Annotated in this window: 17 protein-coding genes and 2 pseudogenes; 8 read left to right on the top strand and 11 right to left on the bottom strand. The window is 34.3% G+C overall.

Translation table 11 applies throughout. The features are described 5' to 3' along the window. Position 1: 1 nt before the first annotated feature. A complete protein-coding gene (pyrF, locus tag HMPREF1140_RS06350; protein WP_009663015.1) occupies positions 2-910 on the bottom strand; it encodes an orotidine-5'-phosphate decarboxylase in 909 nt (302 codons plus the stop codon). Between the two features lie 95 nt (positions 911-1,005). Between pyrF and HMPREF1140_RS06345 the strand changes: the two genes are divergently transcribed. Both HMPREF1140_RS06345 and HMPREF1140_RS06340 read left to right on the top strand, forming a co-directional pair. Beyond that, positions 1,006-1,749, top strand: coding sequence for a GNAT family N-acetyltransferase (locus tag HMPREF1140_RS06345; RefSeq protein WP_009663004.1), 744 nt, complete (start codon positions 1,006-1,008; stop codon positions 1,747-1,749). 64 nt (positions 1,750-1,813) lie between these two features. Then, positions 1,814-2,179, top strand: a pseudogene (locus tag HMPREF1140_RS06340) (ZIP family metal transporter); the annotation flags it as partial. Positions 2,180-2,260: 81 nt separating this feature from the next. Here the strand turns inward: HMPREF1140_RS06340 and HMPREF1140_RS06335 are convergent. The 3 genes from HMPREF1140_RS06335 to HMPREF1140_RS06325 all read right to left on the bottom strand — a co-directional run bounded on the left by HMPREF1140_RS06335 (position 2,261) and on the right by HMPREF1140_RS06325 (position 4,445). Continuing rightward, positions 2,261-2,614, bottom strand: coding sequence for a DUF3796 domain-containing protein (locus tag HMPREF1140_RS06335; RefSeq protein ID WP_009662995.1), 354 nt, complete (start codon positions 2,612-2,614; stop codon positions 2,261-2,263). A gap of 104 nt (positions 2,615-2,718) precedes the next feature. Beyond that, entirely contained in the window at positions 2,719-3,762 is a 1,044-nt protein-coding gene (locus HMPREF1140_RS06330; protein WP_009663048.1) for an ORF6N domain-containing protein, read from the bottom strand. 467 nt (positions 3,763-4,229) lie between these two features. Continuing rightward, the gene (locus HMPREF1140_RS06325; protein ID WP_009663066.1) at positions 4,230-4,445 is read right to left on the bottom strand and encodes a hypothetical protein; all 216 of its coding nucleotides are present in this window, start codon (positions 4,443-4,445) and stop codon (positions 4,230-4,232) included. A gap of 187 nt (positions 4,446-4,632) precedes the next feature. Between HMPREF1140_RS06325 and HMPREF1140_RS06320 the strand changes: the two genes are divergently transcribed. Continuing rightward, positions 4,633-5,202, top strand: a complete 570-nt coding sequence (locus HMPREF1140_RS06320) for a nitroreductase family protein (protein ID WP_009662979.1) — start codon at positions 4,633-4,635, stop codon at positions 5,200-5,202. A 65-nt stretch (positions 5,203-5,267) separates the two neighbouring features. Here HMPREF1140_RS06320 and HMPREF1140_RS06315 read toward each other — a convergent pair whose 3' ends face one another. From HMPREF1140_RS06315 to HMPREF1140_RS06295, 5 genes are read right to left on the bottom strand one after another with little or no spacing between them, the layout of a single operon-like run. Further along, on the bottom strand, positions 5,268-6,359 hold the full coding sequence (locus tag HMPREF1140_RS06315; protein ID WP_009663131.1) for an ABC transporter substrate-binding protein: 1,092 nt from the start codon (positions 6,357-6,359) through the stop codon (positions 5,268-5,270). Between the two features lie 19 nt (positions 6,360-6,378). Beyond that, a complete protein-coding gene (locus HMPREF1140_RS06310; protein ID WP_009663140.1) occupies positions 6,379-7,167 on the bottom strand; it encodes an ABC transporter permease in 789 nt (262 codons plus the stop codon). Beyond that, positions 7,164-7,985: an ABC transporter permease gene (locus HMPREF1140_RS06305; protein ID WP_009663001.1), complete on the bottom strand. Its 822-nt coding sequence runs from the start codon at positions 7,983-7,985 to the stop codon at positions 7,164-7,166. The genes HMPREF1140_RS06310 and HMPREF1140_RS06305 overlap by 4 nt, the downstream gene beginning before the upstream one ends. Then, on the bottom strand, positions 7,978-9,054 hold the full coding sequence (locus HMPREF1140_RS06300; protein ID WP_007593544.1) for an ABC transporter ATP-binding protein: 1,077 nt from the start codon (positions 9,052-9,054) through the stop codon (positions 7,978-7,980). Before HMPREF1140_RS06300 ends, HMPREF1140_RS06305 begins: the two co-directional genes overlap by 8 nt. A gap of 14 nt (positions 9,055-9,068) precedes the next feature. Further along, positions 9,069-9,602 (bottom strand): helix-turn-helix domain-containing protein, encoded by a 534-nt coding sequence (locus HMPREF1140_RS06295; protein ID WP_007593546.1) that lies wholly within the window; start codon positions 9,600-9,602, stop codon positions 9,069-9,071. A gap of 304 nt (positions 9,603-9,906) precedes the next feature. Here HMPREF1140_RS06295 and HMPREF1140_RS06290 point away from each other — a divergent pair, with 304 nt between their 5' ends. Both HMPREF1140_RS06290 and HMPREF1140_RS06285 read left to right on the top strand, forming a co-directional pair. Further along, positions 9,907-10,323: a hypothetical protein gene (locus HMPREF1140_RS06290; protein ID WP_009663135.1), complete on the top strand. Its 417-nt coding sequence runs from the start codon at positions 9,907-9,909 to the stop codon at positions 10,321-10,323. A 30-nt stretch (positions 10,324-10,353) separates the two neighbouring features. After that, positions 10,354-10,773 carry a hypothetical protein gene (locus HMPREF1140_RS06285; protein ID WP_051000444.1) on the top strand — a complete coding sequence of 140 codons (420 nt, stop codon included), beginning with the start codon at positions 10,354-10,356 and terminating at the stop codon, positions 10,771-10,773. 73 nt (positions 10,774-10,846) lie between these two features. On the opposite strand, the gene HMPREF1140_RS06280 is transcribed toward HMPREF1140_RS06285, so the two are convergent. After that, positions 10,847-11,755 (bottom strand): alpha/beta hydrolase, encoded by a 909-nt coding sequence (locus HMPREF1140_RS06280; RefSeq protein ID WP_009663134.1) that lies wholly within the window; start codon positions 11,753-11,755, stop codon positions 10,847-10,849. A gap of 211 nt (positions 11,756-11,966) precedes the next feature. Between HMPREF1140_RS06280 and HMPREF1140_RS06275 the strand changes: the two genes are divergently transcribed. From HMPREF1140_RS06275 to HMPREF1140_RS06265, 3 genes are all read left to right on the top strand, one after another. Then, positions 11,967-12,236 carry a type II toxin-antitoxin system RelB/DinJ family antitoxin gene (locus HMPREF1140_RS06275; RefSeq protein ID WP_009663097.1) on the top strand — a complete coding sequence of 90 codons (270 nt, stop codon included), beginning with the start codon at positions 11,967-11,969 and terminating at the stop codon, positions 12,234-12,236. After that, positions 12,233-12,508, top strand: a complete 276-nt coding sequence (locus HMPREF1140_RS06270) for a type II toxin-antitoxin system YafQ family toxin (protein ID WP_009663018.1) — start codon at positions 12,233-12,235, stop codon at positions 12,506-12,508. Before HMPREF1140_RS06275 ends, HMPREF1140_RS06270 begins: the two co-directional genes overlap by 4 nt. A 314-nt stretch (positions 12,509-12,822) precedes the next feature. After that, positions 12,823-13,071 carry a hypothetical protein gene (locus tag HMPREF1140_RS06265; protein WP_009663025.1) on the top strand — a complete coding sequence of 83 codons (249 nt, stop codon included), beginning with the start codon at positions 12,823-12,825 and terminating at the stop codon, positions 13,069-13,071. A gap of 8 nt (positions 13,072-13,079) precedes the next feature. Here HMPREF1140_RS06265 and HMPREF1140_RS14035 read toward each other — a convergent pair. Further along, positions 13,080-13,265: pseudogene (locus tag HMPREF1140_RS14035) on the bottom strand (alpha amylase C-terminal domain-containing protein); the annotation flags it as partial. Positions 13,266-13,597: the final 332 nt, after the last annotated feature.

Raw genomic sequence — 13,597 nt, 5'->3', positions numbered from 1 at the left:
TTTATAAAACTCTGTTTATATCTACTATCATATCCTTTACAGCCGCTCTTGCCGCATCTCCAAACTCAAGTGAAGAATACTTTTCCTGCTTATATGCGGCTATAATTCCTCTTGAAGAGTTTACTACGGCACCTAGTCCGTCTTTATTAAAGCATGGCTTTAAATCCTCGGCTGTTCCACCCTGTGCACCGTAACCGGGTACAAGGAAGAAGGTATTGGGCATCTTTTCTCTGAGTATTGCACTCATCTTAGGATATGTAGCACCGACTACGGCGCCTACATTTGAATAATTTCCGTCCATGCTCATAGCACCCCACTCACAGGTCTTCTTAGCTACAAGTTCATAAAGAGGTGTTCCGTCTATAAGCTGATCCTGGAATTCACCACTTGAAGGGTTTGAAGTCTTTACAAGTACAAATATACCCTTATTCTCACTGTTACATACATCTATAAAAGGCTTCACACCGTCGGTACCGAGATATGGATTTACAGTTACAAAATCCGTATCAAATCCTACTATTTTTTCGCCCAATACATCACTTACTCCGATATGTGCCTTTGCATAAGCAAGTGAAGTTGAACCTATATCTCCTCTTTTTGCATCACCGATAACAAGTAAGCCCTTTTCCTTGGCATACTCGACTGTTTTTTGGTAAGCAATCATTCCCTCTATACCGAACTCCTCATACATAGCTATCTGAGGTTTTACTGAAGGAATAAGATCATAGGTCTTGTCAATTATCTCTTTGTTGAACTCAAAGAAAGCTTCTCCTATAGCCTTTGTAGTTTTTCCGTATTTCTTTATCTTCTCATCTAGTATATAATCCGGTATATGCGAAATAAGCGGATCTAAACCTACACATATAGGGGCATTTGTTTGCTTGATTTTTTCAATAAGTTTTGCAATCATATTTTCTCCTAAGAGCCCTTTGGGCATAATTATGTTTTTAAAAGTATAACACATATACCCGTATTATTTCAATAAATGCACGCTTGGAGATTGCCATGAATATAATAAAAACGAGAGATTTATCAGAAAATATGATAAATCAAATAAATTCTATAGTTGAGGCCCAGGACAAAGAGTATCACCTTCCGCTTTATTTTGATTTCAGTGATGAAAGATGTGTATATTATCTCTGTTATGAAAGCGAAATTCTTATGTCTGTTTCGGCTTTATTTGAAATAGATACTGATATTTATGAGATAATAGCTTTTACAGATGTAAATAACAGAAAAAAAGGTTATTTTAAAGCTGTTTTAGACTACCTTTATACTGATTTGAAAGCCGGTACAGAGCTTTCTTTTATATGTGAAAGAAACTATTCACCTGCACTTGAATGTGCAAAAAAGCTTTCATTTGACTATGAATGTACGGAAACTATGATGGAGCTTGACTTGTCCACATATTCCTGCAATGAGATATTCGATATCGACATTTATGAGGAAGATGATGACATTTTTTATATTTATTATAAGGATGAAGAAATAGGGTCATTCAGTTTTTATACTTTCAACTTTGATGTTGGTGATATTTATTTCCACAGTTTTAATATATATGAGGAGTTTCAAAACAAAGGACTTGGAAAAATGTCTATGAGAGCAATCCTTTTATTTTTAAAGAATATAGGAAAAACAAAGATTCATTTGCAGCTGCTTTTGGAAAATACTCCTGCTTATAAAATATACACAGACTTGGGATTTAACATATCAAGTGAGATAAGTTATTATAAAACATTTATACAGTAGTACATTCTTTAAGTTTATATATTGCCATTTGTATTTATAAATGTTATCATATGTATATATTGATAGTGTACAATCAAATTTATATAAATCTAATATACTCTCTCTTGGTATCGCTATTCAAAATTTCCCCGAAGGTGCCATTATATCATTGCCCCTTCATGCAGAAGGAGAGAGCAAAATGAAAGCACTATTCTACGGTATACTCTCAGGTGCGGTAGAACCTGTAGCAGCCCTGATAATGCTTGGAGCATCGAATATTTTTATCCCCGTGATGCCATATCTTTTAAGCTTTGCGGCAGGAGCTATGATGTATGTTGTAGTAGAGGAACTTATCCCTGAAATGAGTGAAGGGGAACATTCAAATATAGGAGTTATATTATTTGCCTTCGGATTTACAGTGATGATGGCACTGGATGTGGCTCTGAGCTAAAAACAATAAAACACCGGACATGCCGGTGTTTTTATTGTATAATTACAAACTCAATAAACACTGACTCAACTTCAACTACATTTAACTTCTTCCAATAATAGTATCCACTATTAGGGCTATAGCAAAAGCTACGTTGATTAAAATAGTCATAGCCGCATATTTATCATGGATATATTCACCGTTAGTTATAACTATATTGGCTGTAAATATAACTGCCAATATACCGCTGTATAAAGTATGTCTTTTGTCATCTTTATTCTTAATACTCTGCGTATCATTCACAAAAAAAAATGAAAAAAAACCATAAAAACTAAAAAAATGAAAAAATACTACATAATCAAATACAAATCCTAAAAATCCTAAAAACCCTAAAAATCCCAAGAATCCTAAAAATTTTTTAAATCTGTATATTTTTTTATTCTCCAAATTTTCCATTAAAGTTCCCCCTAATTAAATTACATATTTTCTAATATAAGCTTTATATGTTCAGATAAATTAACTTTAAAAATGCTTTTCAAATTTCCAATCTGCTTTTACTTCTATCTTAACTTCAACTTCGGGTTTTTCAAGAGCTTATTGATAAGATCAGTGTAGATCATCTGATCAACCACTTCCGTTATGCTCGTAATTCTTTGTCCCGCATCTTTGGAAGATGCTCCACAATGATAGATTCTCTGATGTTCGGTATTCCAGTCGATAATAATGTATCTGTCATGAAACTCCCCACCGGATTTTTGGAATGTTATCTTTCTAAACGGATATTCCTCACAAAAATCCTGATATTCAAGGGTATGAAGTCCTTTTCCGATGTTATCACTGAATATAATGACCTCTACCGATGAGGGGACATCTTTTAACAAGACCAAAGTTTTCACTCCGATGTAGTTATCGACGATATAAATACTCTTTTTCGCTATGCTGTAAATGTCCTTATAAGCAAGATTGGCTTCGATGGGCTGTCCGTTCAAAAGTAAAAATCCGTATTTGAGCTGTGGATTGCTAAGGTCGAGAATCAAGTCGGACAGTTCGGATTTATGCACAACATTATTTAAAGTGTCCATCACTTCCGCCACCTGATCTTCCACATCTCTTAAATCTCGTCTTAAATCCTGCATTTCCACGACGTTACTTGTAATCTGCATCGAAAGTTGCAAAAACTCTCTTTTCCCAATCAATCCTTGGTTTTCCACGATATAGTCTTTCATTTGCTTGAAAGTACGAATCAGCGCTTTACTCTGCTTGACCGCAAGTTCTCCTTTGAGAACTGTCATTAGCATATAGATTCCCTGCTCGGTAAAAACATGAGGATTGTACTTAATATTACTACCTCGTCCTGAGCCTCTGTTCAAGGTCACATTTTGTGACCTTGAAAGTTCAGATACTTCTTCATCAGTTAATCGGAACATAAAATCTTCATCAAATTTTTCAATATTCCTTTTTACTTGCTGATTAAAAGCTTTTGTTTCATACCCATAAATCTCTGCCAGTTCAAAATCAAGCATAACTTTCTGTCCCCTAATAATATAAATCTTCTTTACAAGGGATTCATGATTTAAAAGCATCATTTCATCTGTTTTATCCATTTCATTATCCTCTTATTCAAATTTCAAATACATTTCCTATACTCTGTTGTATTATGATTTTACAAAATCACTCTCGATACCTTAAAAAATTTACAACTATACCGGTATCACTATCGGAACACAAGCACACTACTCTCAAGCCGCCGCTTTTTGCAATTTCCCGTTGTTCGTGTTTGACTACCATATGAAAATACACTACACAGTTCAAATAAAATTTTTTCTAATCATCCTTCGAGGTTCACATTGATGTGAATTTTAAAATCGCTTTATTCGAGTTTTTTGTTATATATATTTTAGCATTTTTCGTGAATATTTACAATCTTTTTTAGTTTTTTTGCTTTTTTATATAAAACTTGTTCGAGTCTAATTTTATAACTCCATCTACGATAATTGTAAAAAACACCTGATATATATGTGGCTCTAAGCTAAAAAACAGCCATAGCCTCTTTTTAGGCTATGGCTGAAAATCATTTATTGTCCTTATTTTCATAATAATTTATTGCGGCAATTATTGCAGATACGCCGAACCATATTCCAAAAACATAAACCGCACTTTTTCCCAGCCTATAAAGGTTTAATCCCTTATATATCCACATATCCATGGGAATAACAATTACAACAAAAGAAATGATATAGATAAGTGTATTTATAAGAAACGTTTTATGCCTTTTTATAAACTTCATACTACCTCCTTTATTCCCGGCAAACAACATATATGGTAACAACTATATTGTATCACAAACCGAAAATAAAAACCCGGCTTTATATATTAAAAGTATCTTACTTTAAAATAATTTAAAAATAGACTATAATAATCAGACATTCCATATTACATACATATTTATTATATTGGAATAGATTGGAGATTTTATGAAACTTATAGATAATTTAAAACAAAGAAGGACTTACTATAATCTAAACAAAACACTTCCGGTATCAAAGTCTGAAGTTAAAACGGTCATTGAAGAGATTACCGAACTGATACCTGATGCTTTTAATATGAAGAGTGCTCGTGTACTTGTAGTTATGGATAAGAAGCAGAATGAGCTTTGGGATAGAATATTTGATACCTTTGAGGGCAAGGTCCCTCGTGAAAAAATCGACGGATTTAAGGCTGCAGCAGGTACAATACTTTATTTTTATGATGAAGAAGTTGTGAGAGCACTGCAAGAAAAGTTCCCAACATATGCAGATAACTTCCCTGTTTGGGCAAATCAAGCAAACGGTATGTTACAAATAAATATCTGGACAGGTCTCAAAGAGCTTGGAATCGGCGCAAACTTACAGCACTATAATCCTGTAATTGACAGACTTGTACAAGAAATGTTTGAAATTCCCAAGTCATGGAAATTAATCGCACAAATGCCTTTTGGCGGAATTGTAACAGAACCTGATCCTAAGGAAAAAGAGAATATAGCTGATAGAGTAAGATTTGTTTAAAACCAAATGAAACTTTACATTTATAAAATATCCCACAGACTACACTAAGCCTGTGGGATGTTTTTCTAGTTTCCCTTCACTTCTTTCCAAAGGTCATTGTAAAGGCTGTCTCCCTCATCTCCGAGATATTTAAATACTTCGCTGTTCTTTAACATATCATCTGTCGGGAAGAGTGCTGTATTTTCCTGAAGCTCCTTATCCAAAAGCTCGAAAGCGGCTTTATTTGGAGTAGGATATGTAATATATTCAAAGTTCTTCTTTGCAATCTCAGGTCTGTTTAAGAAGTCTATCCACTTCTCCGCATTCTCCTTGTTCTTTGCATTCTTTGGAATTACCCATGCATCAATCCAAAGGTTTGTACCCTCTTTCGGTATTACATACTTAAGTTCGAAATCTTCTCCTGAATTTGCAACTTCATTTTGAACATAGAGCATCTCGCCTGAGTAAATAACACCTATAGCGGCCTCTCCACCAATCATCTTATCTCTTACCTGATCTATTACATAGGCCTGCACGAGCGGCTTCTGTTCTATAAGTTTTTCTTTTACCTTCTCAAGCTCAGCCTTATCTGTTGTATTCATAGAATATCCAAGCATCTTCTCACCAACCATAAAGGCATCTCTTACAGAATCCTGCATAAGGATATTTCCCTGATACTTAGGATTCCAAAGATCGCTCCAGCTTGTGATTTCATCATCCACCATTGAAGTATTATAAAGTATTCCTACTGTACCCCATGTATATGGCACGGCATATTTATTCTCAGGATCAAATGATTTTGCCATATCCATATACTTTGTATCAATATTCTTGATATTAGGGACATTATTAAAGTCGATTTCCGCAAGCATATCATTTTGTATCATCTTCTCGATCATATAATCTGAAGGGCATACTACATCATATACCACACCACCGGCCTCAAGTACCGGATACATTTCCTCATTGGTCTCAAACATATCATAAACGACCTTGATACCTGTTTCTTTTTCAAACTCCTCTACAACACTCTCGTCAATATACTCACCCCAGTTATATACATAAAGCTCGCCTGCACTGCCTGCCTTGGCACCTGCATCACTTTTTCCGCATCCTGATAATACAGCCACGGAAAGCATACTCATCAATGTCATTATACTTACAAATTTTCTTTTCATATTTCCTCTTATCTTCTATTTATTTTTTCTTTATTTTATTCTGTGCAATATTTGATACTATAAGCAGTATCAAAACAGTAGCAAAAATAATTGTAGAAAGGGCATACAGACTAGGCTTTATACCTCTTCTAACTTCTGAATATACCAAGGTCGATATAGTGTTTATACCTGCTCCCTTTGTAAAATGTGTTATTATAAAATCATCCAGCGACATTGTAAATGCCAGCAAAAATCCTGATATTACTCCCGGGAATATATCCGGAAATACCACCTTAAAAAATGCCATGATCGGTGTAGCTCCAAGATCCAGTGCCGCCTCATATGTAACTCTCTCAGTCTGCTTAAGCTTAGGCATTACAGAAAGTATGACATATGGAATATTAAATGTAATATGACTTATAAGAATAGTCTTAAATCCAAGACTTATTCCAAAAGCTATAAATCCAAGCATCAAAGAGATACCTGTTACAATATCCGCATTCAGCATAGGAATATTGTTGACCGCCATTACCACTGTCTTAGGTACCTTTCTCATATTGTTGATACCTATTACCGCTACAGTTCCTATCAGCGTGGCAATAAGTGCCGATAAAAACGCTATCACCAATGTGTTTCTAAAGGCTGACATTATTGTGGCGCTTTTAAAAAGCTCACCATACCAGTCAAAAGTAAATCCACCCCACCTGTTCCTTGACTTTGAAGCATTAAAGCTTAGTATCATAAGGGTTGCTATAGGGGCATATAAAAAAATCAATATAAATACCAGGTAAAAATCACCAAGTACTTTTCTTATCTTTGAATAGATCAAACGCTCATGCCCTCCCCATCTTTATCATACTTGGCAATAAATGCCATACTGATAAGTATAAAAATCATCATTACCAGTGAGAGTCCGGAACCGAGATTCCAATTGCTTCCCTTTGTAAACTCCTGCTCTATTACATTTCCTATCAAAAGCACCTTGCTTCCGCCAAGGATATTGCTGATAACAAATGTTGTCAGTGCCGGCACAAATACCATAGTTATACCGCTGACAATACCCGGAATGCTAAGAGGTATTATTACCTTTGTAAGCGTCTGCATTGTATTTGCACCAAGATCTCTTGCGGCATTTATTGTATTGTCATCTATCTTTTCAAGTACATTGTATATAGGAAGTACCATAAAAGGCAGATAGTTGTAAACCATACCGAGTATAATAGCTGCCGGCGTATTGATAATATTTAAACTCGGCAGATGCAAGAAGTTTAAAATCGTATTTATAATTCCGTTTTTCTCCAAAAGTGAAAGCCATGCAAGAGTTCTAAGCAAGAAGTTCATCCACATAGGCAAAATAAATATAAATACTATAAGGCTTCCCTTGTTAAGCTTTTTGCTTTTCAAAGTAAGTGCCAGCGGAAATGCCATTACAAGGCAAATAGCCGTACTTACAATTGATAATATTATGGACAATAAAAGTGCCTTGAAATGGTCTTTTGCAAATATTGAAAGCACATTTGACAGTGTAAAGCTTCCGTTCCTATCAGTCAGTCCATATATAAAAATCAGTGAGAGAGGTATTATTGTAAAACCTATCATCCAAAGAATATACGGGAATGCAAGTACTTTTCTTAAATCCTTATTCATTTACACCCACAGCCTCCTCATCCTCAGACTCAGGCTTGTTCATTATCTGTATATCAAAAGGATCCACACTGATGCCGACTTCCTTGCCTACCGGGAACATATCTGTAGAATGTACCAGCCACTCATATCCGTTTGGAGTAGTGACTTCCATCTCATAATGCACACCCTTAAATATCAAATGAGTAACTCTACCTACCAAAGTTCCCTTCTCAGGCTCTACAAGATCAATATCCTCAGGTCTTATTACAACGTCTACAGGCTTATTGGTACCAAATCCCACATCCACACAGGCAAATTTTGCTCCGAATATATCTACGAGCTTATCCTGTACCATGGTTCCGCCGATTATATTTGATTCACCTATAAAGTCCGCTACAAAGGCATTTTCAGGCTCATTATATATCTGCTCAGGAGTACCCATCTGCTGTATATATCCCTGATTCATGACTACTATGGTATCGGACATTGTAAGCGCTTCTTCCTGATCATGTGTAACATAAACGAAAGTGATACCCAGCTCATTTTTAAGTCTGATAAGCTCATATTGCATATCCTGACGCAGCTTTAAATCAAGTGCTCCAAGTGGCTCATCAAGTAAGAGTACCTTCGGTTCATTTACTATAGCTCTGGCAATTGCAATTCTTTGCTGCTGTCCGCCTGAGAGCAGGTTTATATTTCTGTTTTCATATCCTGAAAGGTTTACCAGCTTAAGCGCATATTTTATCTTGTCATCAATATATGCCTTTGATTTATTCTTTATCTTCAAACCGAAGGCTATATTTTCCGCAATGTTCATATGAGGAAATAATGCATACTTTTGAAATACCGTATTTAAATTTCTTTTATTCGGTGGCAGATTTGATATATCCTTACCGTCAAAAATCACTCTTCCGGTATCCGCCTGTGCAAATCCACCTATTATTCTAAGGGTGGTAGTCTTACCGCATCCCGAAGGACCGAGTAAAGTTACAAATGAGTTTTCTTTAATTGATAAATTTAAATCATCTAAAACAATCTCTCCGTCAAAACTCTTTGAGATATGCTCCAAATCAATAAGGGATGTTGACATACTTCCTCCAATTTTTAAAAATTAGGCGGTGTGCTGACCCAAATAAGTCTTGCACCTCGCTTTGAGCTGATATAATGCTTTTTATCGGATGTAAAATAAAAAGCCTCTCCTTTTTTTGCCAAATACACATCATTTCCCCTATGTATCTCCACAGTTCCGGAAAGAATATATCCGAACTCCTCTCCGTCATGTGGATTGTCAGGATATGTCATACCTCCCGGTTCAATAGTCTGAAGTATAGGCTCCATCATATTTTTTTGTGCATTCGGTATTATCCATTCGATGGTATTATTAAGTTCTTTATCCTCTTTAATAAAGTAATCTTCTTCAGTAAAAACCACCTGCGTTTCGGTTTCTTCATCAAAGAAGTCCTTTATTTCCACTCCAAGGCATTGCAAAATATCAAGAAGAGTTGCTATAGACGGTGAAGTCAGATCATTCTCCAGCTGCGAAATAAATCCTTTGGACAATTCCGCTCTATCAGCAAGCTCTTCTTGTGTAAGTCCCGCAAGCACTCTGAGTCTTTTTAGTTTTGAACCGATCTCCATAAAAAGCCTTTCTTTGTGTTGCACACTATTTCTAAGTAAAAAGTTTAGTGTTATTAAACAAAGAATATTATACATTATCTTAAGCAACTGTCAAGCACTTTATTTTTATTCATTATTTTATTTTTTACTAACTTCCTAAATAAATTTTATAGCACTATGCATAAATAAATCTGTAAAGTTATATTAAACCGAAAAATAAGCTCTTATCATTTTCTTTATGTTATTTAAATTGTATTTTAATACTTGCTATGATATATTGAAGTTCATAAGAGATAATTTATTTTATATAGAGGAGATTAAACTATTGCTAAAATACTATAGTTTTGAGCTTGATGACTGGCAGGACAACGCTTGGCTAATTGAGGTATTGAAGCTGTTTTTAGATGAAGAAATAGAAGTAGAACTGAATTGCTGGAATGATGAAATTGATGCTATAAATCTGGCAATTGATTTGGGATTTAGAGTAATTGAGATACAGCAATTCTTAATCAGACTTAGTGGGACTACAGTTATGCTCGATTTAGATAAAATCGTAAGTCTAAAAAGTTTTATTCAAACTACAGAAGAAGACGAAGAAGAAAATTTGTTGCCGTTTTTCTCCCTATTTATTAAGGACGAAATATTCATTGAACACTATGCCAGAGAAAATTATGTGTATAAAAAAGAAAAGTTTGATTTGACTGTAGATATCTTGAATCGTCATAATGTAGAATTTCACTAATTTGCTATCGTAAGAAAGATATGTGTATATATGAATAATGATTTATCAAATAGTACCGCTGAAAAAACAGTTAATTTCTTGCTAATTGATGACCTGCAAGATAAAAATTTACCTGTTGAGGTATTGAAACTATTTTTATATGAAGAAAAGGAAATAGAACTTGATTGCTTAAATAATGAAATTGACACTATAAATCTGGCATTTGATTTGGGCTTTAGGCTAATAGAGATAAAACCATCTTTGATTAGATTAAAAGGGACTACAAGTATGTTTGATTTGAGAAAAATCATGAACTTTAAAGAAGATAGTTTGTTCCCATTTTTCTTTGTAAATATATACGACAGCATTATAGCCGACCAATATTTTAAAGAATTATTGATTTACAAAAAAGATAAATTTGATTTGATTACCGATATACTAAAGCGTAATAATGTAAATTTCCATTACTAGAGGAGTTTATATCCTGACAAGTCACAGTGCCAATGCCTTTTGCTTGTCAGGATATTTTTAATCTCAAAAATCTTTATTTAAAGTCTATATTATTCAAAAAATCACCGACTATACCCCTGTACTCCGCCTCTCCAAGTACTTCTCTTGACTGTGCATGTGCCGCATTCGGTACCAAATGAAGCTCTGAATACCCTGCTGTAGCGGCCTTATTTACCTGCGAATTCTCAGGCAAAATAAAGGTATCCGCCTCACCGTGTATAAAGCATATAGGTACTTCATTTCCCACAAGTGCATCCTTTGGTGAAGTCTTTTTCATATCATATCCGTATCTTAGCTTCATGGCTGTATTTACACTCGGCAAGACAAAGGGAGTCTTAGCAAGATCATAAGCTTTATAAATCAAATCATAAAGATTTGAAAATCCGCAGTCCGCCACCACAAAATCCACCTTCGGCTTTTTAGCAAGTACCGTCAGAGAAGTTGCGGAACCCATAGACTCACCGTGAAGCCCAAGCTTAATATTTCCATATCTGCTATAGCTGTCCTCAATAAGCTTTTCAAGATCTTCAGACTCAAATTGTCCAAGGCTCACTGCTGTTTTTGCATTCTCACCATGATCCCTTAAATCATAAATAATACAATTAAATCCAAGGTCCATATAAGTATCCACATATTTTACGGCACCATATCTGTTTGACTTAAAACCGTGGCTTATAATCACATATTTATCGGTCTCTATAGGATTTTTTACCAAAGTAACATGCAACTCATAGTCTTTATATCCTTTTACTGTATACTCCTCTTTTTCATATGAGTCATAATTTCCCCAAAGTCCATGCTCCTTCTCCCAAGATATCTCTTTATCAAGTGTGGATACATTCGGTGCGGCTATCTGTGATGCAAGACCAAGAATAAATCTGCAATACCATCCGATTGCAACAAGTACAATTATTATTGCAATCGCAATTATTATTTTCTTCATATAATATTTATATCACCTTTCTATAAATACAAAACTCAAAATTAATCGCTAACAGTATAAACATTTCAATTGTATCTATCAAGTTTTTTATTCTGTTTTCAATATAAAATATATGCTTATAAATATGGCTTATATAAACTGTTTATTATTATTACAATGTATTGACATTGCACGAATTTTAAACTATATTTTAGATATTGGAGGTAGATGTATGACTACAAATCTAAATATAAGAACAGATAAAAATATAAAGGATCAGGCTGAAGAAATTTTCAACCAACTTGGTCTCAATATGACAACAGCTATAAATATGTTTTTGAGAACGGCAGTCAGAGAAAACGGCATACCGTTTGAGCTGAAGCTTGACACACCTAACAATAATACAAAGGCTGCTATTGAAGAAGGACGCAAGCTCTTTAATGACGATTCTGTCAAAGGATATAACAGCATTAAAGAACTGAGAGATGCTTTGGATGTATGAAGTACACTATAAAATTTACTACTCAGTTTAAAAGAGATTTGAAACTTGCAAAAAAGCAAAATAAGAATATCGATAAACTGTTTGAGATAATTGAGATTTTGGCAAACGGAAACCAGTTACCGGCAAAGTATAGAGATCACGAACTTACAGGTAATTATAAAGATACCAGAGAATGTCATATAGAACCGGATTGGTTACTTATATATGAAATTCGTGAAGATATACTTGTACTGATGTTAAATAGAGTGGGAAGTCATTCTGAATTGTTCTAGTGACAGATATATAAGAGGAGGAGTATGGAAATGGAAAAATTTATCTAATAAAAATTTAAATAATAAAGAGAACTCAGACAATTCAAATACTGATAATAATTTGAATCAGCCTACTGATAATGTAGATAATAACAACGACAATAATACGACCAAGCTTAGAACAATATCAGACCTTTTTTTAGATTATTTTGGTATTTTACCTATTGTTAGTGCTGTAATATATATATAATATATGTACTATTGAACTTTTACTTCAAATAATATATATTTATGTTAGTAATACCTACTTAACCGCGTACTACAGGAGGTTAATTATGAATAAAAATGATGATAACAGCATAACATATATAGCTTACAAGGTTGCAATATTGCTTGTACTGTTGATATTAATATTTAATGCGGATACAATTTCACCAAATATATTCCTTTATAATTATGCCCATAACAACTACAGTGATTTGAGCTTTATGCAGGCATATCTTACCACACAGATAATACTTTCTCTATTGTCTGTTTTGGATATCGGATTGATATTAGTTGATTATCTGAAATTAAAGAAATAGGACAGGTTTTACCCTATCCATACCTGCCCGAAATTTCCGGGGATATTCACATGCATATTCCCGTCGAAATTCCTTTTTTCACCTGAAAAGATTTCTGTAAATTCACCGCTGATATTTAAATGAATATCTGCATTATTGTCATCATTATTTACTATGGAAACAAGTCTCTTATCTCCATATTCTCTTAAAAAGGCATACTGTCTGTTTGTAAGTAAAAGCTCTCTATAGCCTGCCTCTTACTAATTTTAAAACTATGGAGGGGACGAATATGTGTAAAAGGATTCAACAATGTTTTATTTTTTTATTCATACTATCAGTTTTTAGTAGTCAGTTTGTATATATGGCATGGTCTCAAAGTTTGGACAGTGCTTATGGTACTAATTATATTCTATACGGTGGACCTGAAGTAACATTCAATTTAACAAGCGAAAATAACTATTCTGATAGCATAATGTTGCATGGTTCATCCGGTATAACGACTGTTACATGCTAATTAGCCGGTGGTGTTGCAAGTGTAGATAGACTG

The organism is Lachnoanaerobaculum sp. ICM7 (assembly GCF_000287675.1).
In the GTDB taxonomy this organism is placed as follows: Bacteria; Bacillota; Clostridia; order Lachnospirales; family Lachnospiraceae; genus Lachnoanaerobaculum.
Note: the sequence above shows the minus strand (reverse complement) of the source record. Positions and strands in the feature narration are given on the sequence as shown.

Excerpts from the sequence above, each read along its gene's own strand:
- pyrF (WP_009663015.1), bottom strand. The coding sequence starts at position 910 with ATGATTGCAAAACTTATTGAAAAAATCAAGCAAACAAATGCCCCTATA.
- HMPREF1140_RS06345 (WP_009663004.1), top strand. The coding sequence starts at position 1,006 with ATGAATATAATAAAAACGAGAGATTTATCAGAAAATATGATAAATCAA.
- HMPREF1140_RS06335 (WP_009662995.1), bottom strand. The coding sequence starts at position 2,614 with ATGGAAAATTTGGAGAATAAAAAAATATACAGATTTAAAAAATTTTTA.
- HMPREF1140_RS06330 (WP_009663048.1), bottom strand. The coding sequence starts at position 3,762 with ATGGATAAAACAGATGAAATGATGCTTTTAAATCATGAATCCCTTGTA.
- HMPREF1140_RS06325 (WP_009663066.1), bottom strand. The coding sequence starts at position 4,445 with ATGAAGTTTATAAAAAGGCATAAAACGTTTCTTATAAATACACTTATC.
- HMPREF1140_RS06320 (WP_009662979.1), top strand. The coding sequence starts at position 4,633 with ATGAAACTTATAGATAATTTAAAACAAAGAAGGACTTACTATAATCTA.
- HMPREF1140_RS06315 (WP_009663131.1), bottom strand. The coding sequence starts at position 6,359 with ATGAAAAGAAAATTTGTAAGTATAATGACATTGATGAGTATGCTTTCC.
- HMPREF1140_RS06305 (WP_009663001.1), bottom strand. The coding sequence starts at position 7,985 with ATGAATAAGGATTTAAGAAAAGTACTTGCATTCCCGTATATTCTTTGG.
- HMPREF1140_RS06300 (WP_007593544.1), bottom strand. The coding sequence starts at position 9,054 with ATGTCAACATCCCTTATTGATTTGGAGCATATCTCAAAGAGTTTTGAC.
- HMPREF1140_RS06295 (WP_007593546.1), bottom strand. The coding sequence starts at position 9,602 with ATGGAGATCGGTTCAAAACTAAAAAGACTCAGAGTGCTTGCGGGACTT.
- HMPREF1140_RS06285 (WP_051000444.1), top strand. The coding sequence starts at position 10,354 with ATGAATAATGATTTATCAAATAGTACCGCTGAAAAAACAGTTAATTTC.
- HMPREF1140_RS06280 (WP_009663134.1), bottom strand. The coding sequence starts at position 11,755 with ATGAAGAAAATAATAATTGCGATTGCAATAATAATTGTACTTGTTGCA.
- HMPREF1140_RS06275 (WP_009663097.1), top strand. The coding sequence starts at position 11,967 with ATGACTACAAATCTAAATATAAGAACAGATAAAAATATAAAGGATCAG.
- HMPREF1140_RS06270 (WP_009663018.1), top strand. The coding sequence starts at position 12,233 with ATGAAGTACACTATAAAATTTACTACTCAGTTTAAAAGAGATTTGAAA.
- HMPREF1140_RS06265 (WP_009663025.1), top strand. The coding sequence starts at position 12,823 with ATGAATAAAAATGATGATAACAGCATAACATATATAGCTTACAAGGTT.